The organism is Nonomuraea turkmeniaca (assembly GCF_005889735.1).
Taxonomy (GTDB): Bacteria; Actinomycetota; Actinomycetes; order Streptosporangiales; family Streptosporangiaceae; genus Nonomuraea; species Nonomuraea turkmeniaca.
Genome location: NZ_VCKY01000136.1, coordinates 16,011 through 29,635, shown reverse-complemented (window position 1 = coordinate 29,635; position 13,625 = coordinate 16,011). Strand labels below are relative to the sequence as shown.

Here is a 13,625-nt window from a genome sequence, read left to right as displayed (position 1 = left end):
GTCCACCACCTCGGCGCCCTGCCCGTCCGGGCCGGCGGGGCCGTCCGGGTCAGAGTCGGGGTGCGGCGGCGGCTCGGTGAGGGTGTCGAAGTCGGTCGGGCGGTCGGTCATGATGAAGACACCTCGTGTGCGTTGTCGGCGGCGGGGTGGCAGGGCGCGGTCTCGGTTTGGCGACTGGGGGCCGCGCCCTGCGTGATGGTCGGGGAGTCGGGGTCGCGCCGAAGGGCGGCCATGCGGGCATGAATGCGGGCGCGTTCGGCCGGGCCGGTGATGAGCATCCGCAGGTAGATGGCCACCGGTATGGCCAGACAGGCCAGGGTGGCGATGCACGCGAAGGTCAGCAAGGTCAGCATGGGTGTGCCCTCCTTGTTTGTCAGGCGGCGCCGGCGCGGACCAGCGCCGACAGCCGCGGGTGGCGGGCGGACAGGTGCTCGTTCAGCAGCCGTTCGGCCTGCTTGACGTCGCCGGCGACGGTGGCCAGCGCGGCCATGGCGGCGATGATGACATCGCACAGTTCGCCGGTCAGTTCGGCGCGGGTGGCGCTGACGCCCTTGCGCGGGTTCTGGCCGGTCACGCCGATGTAGGCCGCGACCACTTCGCCGAACTCTTCGCCGATCTTCATGATGCGCATGGCGATCTCGTGCTCGGTGGGCGGGTTGGCGGTGTTCAGCCAGGACAGCAGGGCGGCGACGTGCTGGGGCAGGGTGATCGGTCTGGTCATGGGGCGGATTCCCTTGTCTCGTCGGGTGGGTGTCGAGCGGTGTGGGTCATGCGGCCTCGGGAGCGAGGGCGTCACGGACGGCGCGGGCGTCGTCCATGCCGCACCGCAGGGCGCGCTGAATCTTGTAGGCGCTCGGGGTGGCGGGCAGGTCGCCGGCCGCGATGAGCGCTTGTGTGCGTTCGATCAGCGCGGCCACCTCGGGGCTGATGAGCCTTACCCGATCACCGGTGTTCGCGCTGTACGTAAGGCCGGTAAGCCCTCGCTCGGCAGGGGTTTCGCGGGTGGGGTCGAGCCGAGCGAACGCGGCCAGGATGATGGGCAGGGCACCCACGATGGCCACGGCCACGATCGGCCCCAGGATGTGCAGCACCAGCCGCGAGATGGTGAAGTCGTCGTCGGTCCAGGGCAGGTAGGGCCAGGCGTTCATGCCGAGCGTCAGCCCGAGGAACAGGTACTCGATGCGGATCAGCTTGGGGTGGTCGAGGGGCTGTCCTTGGGTGCCGAGGTAGGCGCGGGCGCCGACGATGCCCAGTAGGGCGATGGACATGAAGGGTTCGACCAGCCAGGCGAAGATCCAGCCGGGCGACCAGGGCTCGGCGCCCTCGGCGGCGAACTGCTGCACGCCGGCGGTGGACCAGGCCAGCGCCAACGTAAGCGCCACCATGAGAGCAGTGGTCAGGATGCGCCGCATGCGGGCGGCCTGCCAGGCGCGCATCTCGGGGTCGCGGCCGAGGCGGTGCAGACGGGCCGTCTCGTGGGCCTTCCTGCGCCGCCGGCGCACCCTCGGGGTGTCCAGCAGCAGCGGCGTGTCGTCGGTCTGAAGCGCGGCCAACTGCCGCGCCTCGGCGACCTCGGCACGCAACTGCCGCACCCGCTTGGTCTCCCCCGTGTCATCGTCGCTGGCGTCGGGCGGCGGGTGCGGCGTCTGGGCGGTCAGGTGGCGTTCGATGTCGGCCAGGGTGCGGGCGATGTCGTCCGGACCCGGCTCAGGAGTGGCGAGAGTCATTACTGCCTCCAAACGATGATGGTGAGCAGGGCGACCAGGGCAATGGCCGCCAGAATGAGGACGATCATGCGGCTTGTCTCCAATCGGTCTTGGTAACGCGGGTGGGGGCGGGATCGGCGCCGTTCCACAAGCGGCGTAGCTCGTGAACGGCGGCGATGTCGGGCAGATCCTTGGAGCGGCGGGCGCGTTGTTTCCAGGCCAGGACGTCGCCCAAGCGCATGAACGGGATGCCGTCGATCAGGTCGGCCGAGGCGATCAGGTAGTCGGTCGGCCAGCCGGGCGTCCAGCGGTCCACGAACTCAATGGCGTGGGTGGGGTGGTTGACGACCAGGCCGTGACCGGACAGGGCCGCGCTCGGCGGTACGCCGAGGGACAGCACCGTGGTCCAGGCCGGGCCGCGCGCCAGCACGTCCAGGTCACCCACGCGCGAGCGCAGGCCGCGCACGTACAGGACGGCGCTGCCGCACACCACGTACTCGCCGAGCGGCAGGTTCAGGCGTGCCAGCTCAGCGAACAGGCCGGCCGGGTCATCGACCAGCACGGGCGGCGCGGACACCGCCGACAGTCGCCGGCGCGTGGCGGCCTCGGCGGGCGGGCAGATCGTTGCGGTACTCATGGCGAGTCCAGGCGGGTGATGAGGTCGTCCAACACGATGGCGACCCCTTCGAGCACGTACTGACGGTCGCTGTGTTCGTCGTCCAGTTCGCGGTTGATGTGGTCGCGCAGGTTGCGCAGGTCGGTGCGGATATCGGGCGTGTTCATGCGGCCATCTCCTCAGCGCAGTCGAGGCAGGTGCCGAGGTGGCGCGGCAGGACGTAGCCGACGTCCCGGTCGCACTCGGGGCATGTGCGGCGGGCGGCGTTGGCCTTGCCGAGGGCGGCGCGCTGGCGCGCGGTGGCGGTGCGCTTGGGGAGGGCGAACCGCACGTCGTACAGGTAGGCGGCGCGAACGCCGGGGGTGCCGTGGTGGCGGGAGCGCCACAGCACTTGGGCCTGGACGCCCTGACTGCCGGGCCGCAGCCCTTCGGCGGTGAGCTGACGCAGCGTGAGCAGGTGCGGCGGGGCCATCCGCCACGGGTAGGTGGGCATGCCGCCGTACCGGTCACCGGCAGGGTCCCAGAAGGCGGCGCGGATGCGGGACATCACGCCACCTCCGCGAGCTCGTACCGGCTGAGCAGGCAGGCGGCGAAGTAGCGCACGACATCCACCAGCAGGGGCGTGCCGAGCGTGCCCAACCACCAATCCGGTTCGGTGTCCTCGGGCATGTTCGTGGCCTGTCGCAGATCGGCGAACGTACCGATGCGGATGCGCGCCGGCACGCCGTAGGCGTCCGTCAGGGTGGCGGCCAGGCCGTCGCGGTCGTGGTGCCCCCGGATGTCGAGGAAGCGGCCATCGGGAGTGATGACGCCCACATGCGTCCACTCCCAACCGTCCTCACGCCGGCGTTCGACCAGGCCGTACGCCCAGCCGGTCGCCTCGCGCAGGGCCGCCGCCAACAACCAGCAGAACCCCCATGCGAAGAACTCGTCGGCATCATCGTTGATCACGCCGGGGTTGAGCAGCAGGCGAGTCAGGCCGCGCCGGTTGGTGGGCTGGGACGGCAGGAACTCCACCGCGATCTGCTCGAACGGGCGGCCGGCGGCAACCTCCTCCAGGTGCGGGTAGGTGACGGTCATCACGCCACCTCCAGACCGGACAGTTGCTGGGCGGCGCGAGCGCGCATGGCCTCGAACAGCTCGGTGATCTCGGCGTAGGTGTCGATCTCGGCGGGGGTGCGGCCGGCCCAGATACCGGAGGTCGGGCGAACCTTCAGGGCGTACTCATCGCACAGCAGCCGGGCCGGGCAGGTGGCGCACACCTCGCGGGCCACGGCCTCACGGGCGGCGCGCTCGCCGGTCGTCTCGATTAGCAGGCGCGGGCCGGTGTGCAGCTCCGGGTCGTAGGTGCACTCAGGCAGCAGCGGGTCGGTGTCCCCGCCCCACAGCGTTTCGATCTCATCGAGCGCCATGCGCGATGGGTGGATCGGCAGGTCGGAACGAACCATGATGGGTGGTACTCCTTTGGGAGTCGAGCGGGGGCGGCTCGTGTCTTGGCGGATGAGGGCCGCCCCCGGCAGATGAAGTGGTCACTTGCTGCTGACGGTCTTGATGAACTCGGCGAACTGCTGTGCGCCGGTCACGATCGACTCAAAGCCCCACTTGACCGCCACGGCAGCGCCCTGCGGGTCAGTGAAGAGGTAGATGACAAAGCCGATCAGGAACAGCGTCGGCAGGAACCGGCCGACGCTCTTGGCAGGCTGCATGGGAAGCTCCCTTGGGTAGGTGGACCCGGCAGAGCAGCCGGAGCGCCCCGGCAGGGAGTCGAACCCTGCCTGCGACCATCGGAGCGAAAGACCTGGTAAGCCGGGTGGGGTCAGCCGGGAGCCACCTCGACATAGACGCGGACACTGGGCTGCGCTGGAGCCGAAGGGCATAGCCCTTTGATCGCGGTAACGGAGAACGTCTCGCGCAGGGTCAGCACGGCATCGGCTACCTCGGCCGGCGTTCCGGTCAGGCGAATGGACAGCATCAGCACTCCCTTGGGTGGTGTGTGTGAAAGAGGTACGAGCGGCGAAGAGGCGCCCCGGCAGGGAGTCGAACCTTGCCTGCGACCATCGGGGCGGATAGCGGATCGGGCCAGGTGAGGCGCTAGCAGCCCCAGCAGCGCCAGGGACCAAGGCCGTAGGCGATGACCGTGCGCTCGCGCAGGTCCGGCCGCATACGGCGAGTGATGGCGATCCGCCTCAGGAGTCGCCGGCGTAGGTCTCGCTGCCGTCTGCGCTGTAGAACTGGACGGCCTTACGTCGCTTCATGACCAGCGCCAACCCTCATCCGAGCAAGTCGCGCAGCATGGCCTGATGGGCGCGGAAGACGCGGCCGGCGTAGTAACCGCTGATGTAGGCGGCCAGGTGGGCGTAACTGTCGGCGCGCACCCATACGGCGCGCTTGGCGTCGTCGGCGCCGACCACGGCGGGCAGCTCGGCGCGGGGCAGCGCGCCGAGGTGGAACCGGACGGGCACCGTGACCATCCACGCCTCATCACTGGCGCGCGGGTCGGGCACGTACCGGGCCGGAAGCGGCATGCGGACCATGCTCGCCAGGTCCAGGCAGGTTTCCTCTTCCAGCTCGCGCACCGCCGCCGCTTCCGGGTCCTCTCCGGGCTCCACGTAGCCACCGGGGATGGCCCAACCGTGATCGTCCGAGCGTTCGACCATGACCAGCCAGCGGCCGGCCTCGGTGTTGGCCGTGACGATGGCATCGGCGGCCAACTGCTCTCCCCAGTGCCCCAGCTCGTTGCGTCCGTTAGCGGATGCCGGTCGTCTCGCACGGGTTGACCGGACGACCGTCGATCACCTTGAACGGGATCGCGGCGGCGGCCTGGCGGCCGGTCCAGTCGATCTGCGTCGGGTCGGCCTGCGGGTCGGCCCAACCTTCCTTGATGCCTTTGGTGAACACGTCGGGGTGGGTGTACGTGACGCACGTGGTCATGGCGAGATCCCTCGGATTGGGGTTGCGGGTGATCTCGGCATCAGCGATGCCGAAGCGCCCCGGGAGGGAGTCGAACCCTGCCTGCGACCATCGGGGCTGTAGATGAAGGTCCGCACGGCCGGATGGCCGTGCGGTCGGGCTCTTTGCGGGAGGTATGAGTTGCTCCCGCTGTAGGCAGAGCCCTGCCCTCCGGCTGCCAAGGTGCCGGGAACCTCGGCCCCCTCTGTCCGGGGCCCCTTGAAGTGCCAGATGATGCACAGCCCGTCGGCACGCGGCTTGCGCCGCTTTCCCAGGTCTTCCGGCTGTGCGGGTTGTCCAACATGCCTAGGCAGGTTGTACAAGCACCATGCTGACTGGCCTGCCTAGCCATGTCAAGAGACATGCTTAAGTTGCCTAGCAATGTTGACCAGGTAACGGCTACGCTGTAGGGCATGCAACTTGACCCGGATGACCCACGCCCGCCGTATCTGCAGGTAGCCCACCAACTGAGAGCCGCAATCCTCACGAGGAAGTTCGCCCCTGGCGACAAGCTTCCTTCTGGCCCTGAGCTGGCTAAGAGCTTCGGCGTTGCCCGCATGACCGTTCAGCAGGCCATCCGCCAACTCCGTGATGAGGGGCTCGTGGTCACAAGGCAGGGAAGCGGCGTGTTCGTTCGCGAGCGGACCGCGCGCCCTGTCGGTCTACGTCCGCACGTCGAGCAGGCGTTCAAGCGCTCAGAGGTCTCGATAGAGTTCGCGGGCTTCTCTGGCGAGACACTTCACGGCGCGATCCAAGAGCCACTCGACAACATCCGTGCTGGCAAGCTCGTTCCCGAGAGCATCAGCGTCCGCATCCTGATCCCAGACACGTCCCGTCCGTGGTCACTGCCGTGCCGCGTAGACAACCTTGAAGACGAGCCCCTGTTCCGGAAGCGGGCAGACCGGATCACCTCGCGCCACGCTCAGGCCATCGTGGAGTCTGTACAAGAACTCAAGGATCTCGGTCTTGTCGCGTCAGCCTCAGCCGAGGTGCGCATCTGTGGCGAACCGCCCCGCTTCAAGCTCTATGTGATCAATGGCGAAGAGGCGTTCTTCGGCTTCTATCCAGTCACCAAACACACCGTTGCTCTCGGCGGAGAACCGCATGCCATCTATGACCTGATGGGCAAGGATGCGGAGCTGTTCCACTTCGCTCTAAGCGACGGAGAGGACTCCGCGTCAGGTCAGTTCGTCATACAGTCGCGCGCTTGGTTCGACAGCGTGTGGAATACGGTCGCGCGAGAGTCAGCGTGACGGCGCACACGGGACCGCTCGACGCCGCACAGGAGGCGATGCGGAAAGCTCAGTGTGTCCTGCTCGACTTCGACGGCCCCATCTGCGACATCTTCGCGGGACTACCCGCGCCGCGAGTCGCTGCATCACTGCGCAGTTTCCTTGCTGAGCATGATGTCGAGATCCCGCCAGAGGTCGAAGCCATTGAAGATCCGCTGGCGGTCTTCCGGTTCAGTCGGCAACTCGGACCGGACATGAGCCGCATCACGCGGGACATGTTGACGAGGCTCGAAGTCGAGGCGGTCCAGACGGCGCGTCCGACCCCGGGGGCCGCCGATCTTATCCGGCAGTCGAAACGTCTCGGCAAAGCCGTGGCAGTGGTCAGCAACAACTCGACCATGGCGGTAACGGCCTATCTACAGCGAACCCACCTGGGGGAAGAGATCGACTACGTGTCAGCGCGCGTCGAACCGGATCCGAACCTCATGAAGCCGGATCCGCACCTGGTGCGTCACGCGCTCGAACGGCTTGCCGTCAAGCCCTCAGCGAGCGTGCTCGTGGGCGACTCCGAAACTGACATGGAGGTGTGCAAAGCGACAGGCGTTGTCGCAGTCGGGTACGCCAATCGACCCGGCAAAGCGTCGCGACTCGAAGCGGCCGGAGCTGACCACGTCGTGACCAGCATGACGGAGTTGCTTGTAACCAACTCCACAGAGACGCGCTGAGAGACTCGGGGTAAGTTCATCGGCCTCCAAGAGGCGACAGACAGGGTTGCGTCCGTCCGGTTACAGTCCGAGACATGGCTAAGGGCGACGACGACGAAGCCCCTCCCATCTGTGGGGCCTGCCTCGGGGCAGGTGGCGAGTGGATCGAACTCAATGGGAAGAAGGGCCGGGAGCGAAAGTGGGTCCAGTGCACAGCATGCGACGGGACCGGGCGTAGGTGACCGACCACATCACCTGCCCAGAGTGTGAGGGGCGCAAGGGGCAACGGCTTGGCGGCCTTTTCCTGGCCTGCCGATTCTGCGGCGGTTGTGGCTGGGTCGGTGGCAGCAATGAGCCGGCCGAGCGAAGCGACCAGCCGCCAGCCGCGCCGCCAGCAGCATGGTTGCACAAGGTATGGCGCGATCCATGGATCGCGTCCGCCATCTCCTGTCGCCTATGCCTCGGATCCAAGAAAATCTCGCATGTAGATGAAGAAGCAGGCATCCTGGTGACCGTTCCATGCACATGTGTTGACGGCCAGGATCATTGAGATTGAGCCCAGGAGGAAAGTCAGGTTGGGCTCAAGAATCTGTAAAAACTGGAGCGTCGCCGAAGAAAAGATCGAGCTGCTCCAGGAGAGCATCAGACGCCTGATACAGAAGGTCGAGTCCATGGCGAGCTAGAGGACGCAGATCGATAGGCCTTTCGCCACTATCAACAGTACTGCGTTCGAAGTCGCATATGACCGTTCTGGATGTCCCGGGAACCCGCACACTCATTGAACCTACTCGTGCTTGATCACCCAGTGCGGCGTTCATTTGGTCAATATTTCCTAGGCTACTCGTACCTCCGATTGGCTGCGCCTGTACATCCGCCCTCGCGGTAGGCCCGAACAACTCGATGCCCTCGATCAAGTACTTAGCGGAACGCGGCTGAATTTCTCGCCATGTAGGGGGTCGTCCCGGGCTTGGCCATTTGGCGAGCCTCCGGCGATCCGAGACAAAAGACAAGGACATGTCCGCGGTTTCTAGGGTCAGAATCGATTCGCGGATAGTCCACTGAAAAGACTCTGGTGTGTCGAAGAGTCTCGGAGCCGAGTAGCGAAGGGCCATCTGACTAACCGGAATTCGATCTATGTTGCAGTTTATTAGCAGATCTAGATTGCCGCTCGCCGCTATGTTGACGAGAGACTCTAAGGTTGGAAGCGTTACCAGCTCCCCAAGTTGTCGCCAAAAGAGCCGATTGTCTATTGTCTCAGAGCGAAGAATTAGGGGGAGTAGGCGAGTCAATTCTCTTTCGGACAGGCGTACAGTGAGGGACTTAGATCCCGGAAACTCCTCTAGCTGCCCACCATGGCTCATCCATAGCAGTTGAGCAACTCGTTCAATACGAAGAGAATATTCGCGTTGGAAGAGGGAGTTGAACTGCCCCAAGCTGGTTTCCACTATTGGCGTTGCCTGATTGGCAATACGTCGCTCAATTTGAGCAGCGCTCTTTGCCATCTCGGCGGCTTGCTTGTGAGTAAGAACTCCTCTAGCCCCCCTCATGAGAGATTCGTTAACGATCTGTGAAATGACCGTCTGAGCATGACCAGGTATAAACTCCTCTAGGGCTCTCGCTTCGGACACTAGGCAATCGTCGTAAGCCTCAAGCCGTTCGGTTGTTTCCTGTGGGATGTCGGTTGAGGCCCTGAGGCCAAGGAAAAGAGGGCCGCCTTCATGCAAGGTTTCGAGGTCATTCGCGATGATCGGATTGGAAATGTTGTGACGCAAGTAGACGTCACGCGTTGCTTCTTTTCCGTCATCGTTCCACAGGAGTACAAAGTCTGGGATGAAGGAATGGGTAAAATAGTCGGTTGCCTTAATAGAGACCCGACGATCTACAGCCTCTATTTCTCGGGCTACAACGGTTTTTACGTCACTTATTACAGCGTCACCGGAACGCTGCGCGAGCGCGTCGTTTATTCTACTCTGAAATCCCGGGTCGCCGCTCATGGCAGCGCCGCAGGGGACGAGGTGACAAGTTGTCTTATATGGCCCAGGAAACGGCTATCCATTACTAGTTCCTCGTGGCGAGTGGATAAGACGATCAACCAAAGTCTTTCAGTGAGGGTTTTAACTATGTCGTGATCGGGTTCTTGTCCAGCAAGCCGGTCCGGATATTGATTAAGTGCTTCTAGAATTGCAGGTTCTGTGCAATGCTGCGACCATTTGTCAACAAGAAATGGGTGCCATGTGACGAACATGAACTCCCAGCACTTGTCTGGCCCAAAATGGTCCATCATTTGCTTCGTAATGGAATAGCAGTTGGCTAAGTATTCGCGATATGCAACCGGCTGCTTACTGTGATTGCCATCGTAGGCTTTCACTTCTACGTAGAACTGGCGCTTGGTCGCATCGGTAAAATAGCCTGCAAGGTCGAAAGACTCTTCCTTGCCGTTTAGAAGCTGTAGTGTAGTTTGTTGTGGTGTATCGTAGACTACCCATGGGACCACAACTCGCGTCGTACTTTCCAGCCACCTCTGAACAAAGTAGGCCGCTTTGCGGCCTTTCTCCTGATGCGTCTCCCCAGCTACCACTCCTGGACCGTAACTTCAAGATCTGCACCTGTCACGACGCCCAAGGGTCTCGATATCGTTTTGTTGCGTAAGGAAAGATTGCAGTTCTATACCTTCGAACGGTAGAGCGAAGCTGGGACGCAGGCTCAATGGGCCACGTGGGTTGCCTCTCGCGGCCGGGGGCGGGGGCCCTCTGGTGGTAGACCGGGTTAGCCGCCATCGGGGGGAAGCGGGGAACGAAGTTTGAGGCTCTGTAAGCCCTGTAGGGGCCAGAAAACGAGGATGTCGGTGCATCCGCTTGTGACGTCCGGTAGATCTTGCCCAAGGGCCTCTCAGCCATGAACACGGAACAGAGGCGGAACAGCGGCGCTTCAGAACACCGTCGCCAGTTGCTTTACGCCAGGTCAGGCTGTGTATGGACCTTTATGCCTGGTCTCTCTGTAAAACCGTCGGCTCAGCCTACGCAAGTTCGAACCTTGCACCTGCCACCAGCAGTAAGTGCAGCTCAGAGGCCCTACGGGGCCTCTTCTGCATTTCGGGGACATGCGGCCGTGGGCAGCTCTGAGCGGCCGTTTGTCGGTGGTCGCGCAATATATGCGCAATGATCTTGGAGCTGTTTCTGCAGGTCGGACCAGCGGTTTCAGGGGGTCGAGTGTCCCTGAAACGCGAACGGGCCCCGGAGATCATCCGGGACCCGATGGCTTGCAGGTGGCACATCATGCCGCCAGTGCGTCGTCTATTCGTCGGTTGGCGATCTCTTGGTGGCCATCGATGCACTTGGCGTAGACGCGGAGGAGGACGTCCACGCTATGACCGGCCCGCTCGGCGACCTCCGGGGCCGGGACGCCGGCGTTCAGCCAGAGGGAGACGGCCGCGTGCCGGAGGTCGTAGGGGCGCTTGGCGAGTGGAGAGGCGACCTGGGCGGGCGTGAAGGCGAGCTTCCGGGCCTCCTGCCAGACTTCGGTGTAGGCCGTCGAGGCGACAACGCCGCCGCGCTCGCTCTGGAAAAGTCGGCCGTCCGGTCCCAGCCCGAATTCGGCGATGTGGTTACGAAGGATCTTGACCAAGGCTGGAGGGATGGGCACGGGTCGGACGTCATCCCGTCCACGGTGCTTGAGTCCGCGTTCCTCGTGGGCGTCACCAGTGTCCGTCCACTGAGTGTTGACCTCGGGCCGGGAGACGTCGATGAGGAGGCGTCCCCAGCCCGTCTCCGGAAGGTCGCAGTCCTCCTTCCGTAGGGCGATGGCTTCGGCGGGCCGGAGGGCGGCGTAGTACATGCATGCGAACAAGGCCATGAGCCGCCGACCGCGCCCCCTCCTGCCCTCGTAGGTCACCGCGGTCAGCAGTTCTTGCGCCTGTCGAGGGTTGACCACGATGCGGGGATCCACGGTCTCGGTGGTCTTGGGCGGTTTCCACTTGATCCGGTGCAGCGGATTTGCCGAAAGCTCCTCCAACTCCACGGCATACTCCAGCACCGCGTGCAGGACGGCTCGCTTGCGGCGGACGGTGTTCGCGCCGGCCGCCTTGCCGTCGAGCCGTAGCGCGATCGCGTCGAGCGCCAGCCGTACGGTTTTCGTCTCGCCCAGGTCGACCACGTCGAGCGACGCACCTTCCAGCCACCGAATCGCTCGCTCCATATCGGGAGGAGGGACCGGCCTCTTGGCCTTGGGGAGGAGCGTGTACTTGCGCAGGGCCGTGCGAAGCAGCTCGGCGTCGGGCTGGCCAGGCCGATCCTTGACGAGTGCGGGAAGCGCCGTGGCGAGCGCGTCGGAGATGCTGTCGCGGCTCTTGGCGGCCATGTGCGGCCACTTCATCTCGATGTATGCCCGGACGAAGTCGAGGACCGTGCGAGTGCTCTTGGCCTGGAGCATGGACAGCGGGAGACCGGTCTCCATGTCGAACGGCTCACCATTCTTGGTCGCCTGACGCAGGTCGGACAGCAGGTTCTCGGCGAGCGCCTTGGTCCTGAGCGTCTTGGACTTCTGTCGGCCGCTGACCTTCCAGCGGACGACGTAGGACGGCGTCTTGCTCGACTCGTTCCGCGAGATCGCCCAGAGCTTCACGTCATATGAGGTGTTCACGCAGCCTCCCGCAAGCTCTGAAGCCACGCGGTGAACTCGCTCCGGTAAATGCGGAGTTCGCCGTTGGGCAGCTTGAAGCCCTCCGGGGCCTTGCCGATCTCCCGCCACCGGTAGAAGGTCCGCCGGGAGACTCCGCCGAGCTCGTCGAGGACCTGAGCAACGGTGAGGATTTCGTCTCGTGCGCTCATGCCGCCCTCCCCGGGTGGACGATTGCCGAAAAATCTTGGCCGTCTGCTCTGGCCTGGAGTTCCGCCATGTGGGCGCGCCAGCGTTCGCGTTCGGCCACGGCGCGAAGGAGGCGCACGGCCAGTGGGGGCAGGTTGGCGTCTCCGGCCGGGACGGGCTTCCAGACGTAGCGGTGTGGGTCGGTGGGCTCGTTGGGTTGGCCGAGGGCTTCCAGGACCCAGGTACGGCGGTCTTGCTTGTGTTCGGCGAGGGTCTTGTTGGACCACTTGCGGGAGACCAGGACGCGTCGGCCGGCGTAGCCGAGGTGATCGGGCTTGTGGGCTTTGCCGCGGCACTGGCCGGGGACCATGCCTGACTTGGCGCCCTTGGGCTGGATGCCGTAGCGCAGCCAGTTGGCGCACGTGGGGGAGCAGGGTTCGAGCCGCAGCGCCTCAAGCATGCGTTCGGCGTGCTGGCGCTGAGCTTGGTTGTTTGGGTTCCAGCCGCCGCCGAGGGACTTGGTCAGGTACTTCGACAGGTACCGGATGCACTGGTCGGCATCCGGAGTGCCGGCCAGCACGCCTTGCACGTCCACCTGAGGACCGAAGCGAACCACGTGCAGCGGTTGGGCACTCTCGTCGGCGTCGAGTTGGTTGAGCGCTTCGTCCCAGGTGGGCAGTATCTCGCCGGTGTCCGGATCGAGGTAGCCGACGCCGTTCTCCCACACAGGCAGGTGATCACCCTCATAGACGGCACGATCGGCCGGGGGCCACCAAACCTGCTGGTAGGTGGCCGCGGCTATCTGCTTGATCTCAGCGCGGGGCAGGGTCCCGCGGATGGCCATGTGCAGATGCGGGGCGAGTCGTTTCTGTGGTTCGACGGTGGCGAAGTACTGCGCGTCGTAGCCGGCCACGCGGCGGAGGTTCTGCACGAAGCGGTCGACCAGCTTGGAGAAGTGCAGCGCGTCCCGTGCCGCCCGGACGTAGTCGTAGGTGTCAGGGTCCAGGGGGACGCCGTCGCGGATCTTGCCGTAGGACGGCAGGGTCAGCGTGACGAACAGCGAGGGCCGGTAGGCCTTGCCGTTCGAGCTGGTGAAGGTTCGGCCCAGTGTCGTGTTCGCCATCTTTCGCTTGGGCAGGTCCGGGGCGTCCTGGCGTCGCCTGGTCGAGCGGTTTCGCTTGCCGCTGGCGCCGGCGAGCACGTTGCCGCGCATGCCCGCCGTGTTGATCTCTTCATCGAGTCCGGTGATGATCGCGTCCAGGTCGGTCGTGTCCTGGCTGGCTTGATCTGCCTGGTCGCGCTTGGCCTGCATGTCCGAGCGGAACTCGATCAGCCAGCGTTGCTCGTCGTTGGGCTCGTCGGGCGTGATGGTCGGTTCGTGGTCGAGGTGCCAGCCTTCCCGGCATTGGGCCATGCGGAGCTGCCGGTTGCGTTTGGCGCATGGTGGGCACACGGCGTCCAGGGTGGCACCGCATGGGACATCGATGATCTCGCGGTGGCCGGTGTGGGTGTCGAGGCGCTGGAGCGCGATGGGTCGGATGCAGACCCCGTGTTCCTTGGCTACCTCTTGGGCGACATCGCGTGCCCGGGGCATCCGCTGGCGCTCGGCCCGGGG

The 13,625-nt window shown here is 64.8% G+C and carries 19 protein-coding genes; 2 read left to right on the top strand and 17 right to left on the bottom strand.

Going from position 1 to position 13,625, the window contains the following annotated elements; genetic code table 11:
• Positions 1-107: 107 nt before the first annotated feature.
• The 12 genes from ETD86_RS32925 to ETD86_RS58475 all read right to left on the bottom strand — a co-directional run bounded on the left by ETD86_RS32925 (position 108) and on the right by ETD86_RS58475 (position 5,253).
• The gene (locus ETD86_RS32925) at positions 108-353 is read right to left on the bottom strand and encodes a hypothetical protein (protein WP_138670556.1); all 246 of its coding nucleotides are present in this window, start codon (positions 351-353) and stop codon (positions 108-110) included.
• A gap of 20 nt (positions 354-373) precedes the next feature.
• The gene (locus ETD86_RS32920) at positions 374-721 is read right to left on the bottom strand and encodes a MazG-like family protein (protein ID WP_138670555.1); all 348 of its coding nucleotides are present in this window, start codon (positions 719-721) and stop codon (positions 374-376) included.
• A 46-nt stretch (positions 722-767) separates the two neighbouring features.
• Positions 768-1,727, bottom strand: a complete 960-nt coding sequence (locus ETD86_RS32915) for a conjugal transfer protein TraI (RefSeq protein ID WP_138670554.1) — start codon at positions 1,725-1,727, stop codon at positions 768-770.
• Between the two features lie 64 nt (positions 1,728-1,791).
• Positions 1,792-2,343, bottom strand: coding sequence for a M20/M25/M40 family metallo-hydrolase (locus tag ETD86_RS32910; protein WP_138670553.1), 552 nt, complete (start codon positions 2,341-2,343; stop codon positions 1,792-1,794).
• A complete protein-coding gene (locus ETD86_RS55620; RefSeq protein WP_170223400.1) occupies positions 2,340-2,489 on the bottom strand; it encodes a hypothetical protein in 150 nt (49 codons plus the stop codon). The genes ETD86_RS32910 and ETD86_RS55620 overlap by 4 nt, the downstream gene beginning before the upstream one ends.
• Positions 2,486-2,869, bottom strand: a complete 384-nt coding sequence (locus ETD86_RS32905) for an RRQRL motif-containing zinc-binding protein (RefSeq protein WP_138670552.1) — start codon at positions 2,867-2,869, stop codon at positions 2,486-2,488. Before ETD86_RS32905 ends, ETD86_RS55620 begins: the two co-directional genes overlap by 4 nt.
• Positions 2,869-3,402: a hypothetical protein gene (locus ETD86_RS32900; protein WP_138670551.1), complete on the bottom strand. Its 534-nt coding sequence runs from the start codon at positions 3,400-3,402 to the stop codon at positions 2,869-2,871. Before ETD86_RS32900 ends, ETD86_RS32905 begins: the two co-directional genes overlap by 1 nt.
• Positions 3,402-3,770 carry a WhiB family transcriptional regulator gene (locus tag ETD86_RS32895; protein WP_138670550.1) on the bottom strand — a complete coding sequence of 123 codons (369 nt, stop codon included), beginning with the start codon at positions 3,768-3,770 and terminating at the stop codon, positions 3,402-3,404. The genes ETD86_RS32900 and ETD86_RS32895 overlap by 1 nt, the downstream gene beginning before the upstream one ends.
• Before the next feature lie 81 nt (positions 3,771-3,851).
• Positions 3,852-4,028 carry a hypothetical protein gene (locus ETD86_RS55615; RefSeq protein ID WP_170223399.1) on the bottom strand — a complete coding sequence of 59 codons (177 nt, stop codon included), beginning with the start codon at positions 4,026-4,028 and terminating at the stop codon, positions 3,852-3,854.
• A 110-nt stretch (positions 4,029-4,138) separates the two neighbouring features.
• Entirely contained in the window at positions 4,139-4,294 is a 156-nt protein-coding gene (locus ETD86_RS55610) for a hypothetical protein (protein ID WP_170223398.1), read from the bottom strand.
• 298 nt (positions 4,295-4,592) lie between these two features.
• Positions 4,593-5,033, bottom strand: a complete 441-nt coding sequence (locus ETD86_RS32890; RefSeq protein ID WP_246148567.1) for an NUDIX domain-containing protein — start codon at positions 5,031-5,033, stop codon at positions 4,593-4,595.
• A 34-nt stretch (positions 5,034-5,067) separates the two neighbouring features.
• A complete protein-coding gene (locus tag ETD86_RS58475; protein ID WP_246148565.1) occupies positions 5,068-5,253 on the bottom strand; it encodes a hypothetical protein in 186 nt (61 codons plus the stop codon).
• Positions 5,254-5,684: 431 nt separating this feature from the next.
• Here ETD86_RS58475 and ETD86_RS32885 point away from each other — a divergent pair, with 431 nt between their 5' ends.
• Positions 5,685-6,524, top strand: a complete 840-nt coding sequence (locus ETD86_RS32885; protein ID WP_211370465.1) for a GntR family transcriptional regulator — start codon at positions 5,685-5,687, stop codon at positions 6,522-6,524.
• Positions 6,521-7,228, top strand: a complete 708-nt coding sequence (locus ETD86_RS32880; protein ID WP_138670549.1) for an HAD family hydrolase — start codon at positions 6,521-6,523, stop codon at positions 7,226-7,228. The genes ETD86_RS32885 and ETD86_RS32880 overlap by 4 nt, the downstream gene beginning before the upstream one ends.
• Before the next feature lie 560 nt (positions 7,229-7,788).
• On the opposite strand, the gene ETD86_RS32875 is transcribed toward ETD86_RS32880, so the two are convergent.
• From ETD86_RS32875 to ETD86_RS32855, 5 genes are all read right to left on the bottom strand, one after another.
• Entirely contained in the window at positions 7,789-9,201 is a 1,413-nt protein-coding gene (locus tag ETD86_RS32875) for a hypothetical protein (RefSeq protein WP_138670548.1), read from the bottom strand.
• A complete protein-coding gene (locus ETD86_RS32870) occupies positions 9,198-9,785 on the bottom strand; it encodes a hypothetical protein (RefSeq protein ID WP_138670547.1) in 588 nt (195 codons plus the stop codon). The genes ETD86_RS32875 and ETD86_RS32870 overlap by 4 nt, the downstream gene beginning before the upstream one ends.
• A gap of 695 nt (positions 9,786-10,480) precedes the next feature.
• On the bottom strand, positions 10,481-11,845 hold the full coding sequence (locus ETD86_RS32865; protein WP_138670546.1) for a tyrosine-type recombinase/integrase: 1,365 nt from the start codon (positions 11,843-11,845) through the stop codon (positions 10,481-10,483).
• On the bottom strand, positions 11,842-12,033 hold the full coding sequence (locus ETD86_RS32860; RefSeq protein WP_138670545.1) for a helix-turn-helix transcriptional regulator: 192 nt from the start codon (positions 12,031-12,033) through the stop codon (positions 11,842-11,844). The genes ETD86_RS32865 and ETD86_RS32860 overlap by 4 nt, the downstream gene beginning before the upstream one ends.
• A complete protein-coding gene (locus ETD86_RS32855) occupies positions 12,030-13,604 on the bottom strand; it encodes a replication initiator (protein ID WP_170223401.1) in 1,575 nt (524 codons plus the stop codon). The genes ETD86_RS32860 and ETD86_RS32855 overlap by 4 nt, the downstream gene beginning before the upstream one ends.
• Positions 13,605-13,625 lie beyond the last annotated feature (21 nt).

Excerpts from the sequence above, each read along its gene's own strand:
- ETD86_RS32920 (WP_138670555.1), bottom strand. The coding sequence starts at position 721 with ATGACCAGACCGATCACCCTGCCCCAGCACGTCGCCGCCCTGCTGTCC.
- ETD86_RS32860 (WP_138670545.1), bottom strand. The coding sequence starts at position 12,033 with ATGAGCGCACGAGACGAAATCCTCACCGTTGCTCAGGTCCTCGACGAG.
- ETD86_RS32905 (WP_138670552.1), bottom strand. The coding sequence starts at position 2,869 with ATGTCCCGCATCCGCGCCGCCTTCTGGGACCCTGCCGGTGACCGGTAC.
- ETD86_RS58475 (WP_246148565.1), bottom strand. The coding sequence starts at position 5,253 with ATGACCACGTGCGTCACGTACACCCACCCCGACGTGTTCACCAAAGGC.
- ETD86_RS55615 (WP_170223399.1), bottom strand. The coding sequence starts at position 4,028 with ATGCAGCCTGCCAAGAGCGTCGGCCGGTTCCTGCCGACGCTGTTCCTG.
- ETD86_RS55620 (WP_170223400.1), bottom strand. The coding sequence starts at position 2,489 with ATGAACACGCCCGATATCCGCACCGACCTGCGCAACCTGCGCGACCAC.
- ETD86_RS32895 (WP_138670550.1), bottom strand. The coding sequence starts at position 3,770 with ATGGTTCGTTCCGACCTGCCGATCCACCCATCGCGCATGGCGCTCGAT.
- ETD86_RS32915 (WP_138670554.1), bottom strand. The coding sequence starts at position 1,727 with ATGACTCTCGCCACTCCTGAGCCGGGTCCGGACGACATCGCCCGCACC.
- ETD86_RS32885 (WP_211370465.1), top strand. The coding sequence starts at position 5,685 with ATGCAACTTGACCCGGATGACCCACGCCCGCCGTATCTGCAGGTAGCC.
- ETD86_RS32875 (WP_138670548.1), bottom strand. The coding sequence starts at position 9,201 with ATGAGCGGCGACCCGGGATTTCAGAGTAGAATAAACGACGCGCTCGCG.
- ETD86_RS55610 (WP_170223398.1), bottom strand. The coding sequence starts at position 4,294 with ATGCTGTCCATTCGCCTGACCGGAACGCCGGCCGAGGTAGCCGATGCC.
- ETD86_RS32900 (WP_138670551.1), bottom strand. The coding sequence starts at position 3,402 with ATGACCGTCACCTACCCGCACCTGGAGGAGGTTGCCGCCGGCCGCCCG.
- ETD86_RS32855 (WP_170223401.1), bottom strand. The coding sequence starts at position 13,604 with ATGCCCCGGGCACGCGATGTCGCCCAAGAGGTAGCCAAGGAACACGGG.
- ETD86_RS32910 (WP_138670553.1), bottom strand. The coding sequence starts at position 2,343 with ATGAGTACCGCAACGATCTGCCCGCCCGCCGAGGCCGCCACGCGCCGG.
- ETD86_RS32925 (WP_138670556.1), bottom strand. The coding sequence starts at position 353 with ATGCTGACCTTGCTGACCTTCGCGTGCATCGCCACCCTGGCCTGTCTG.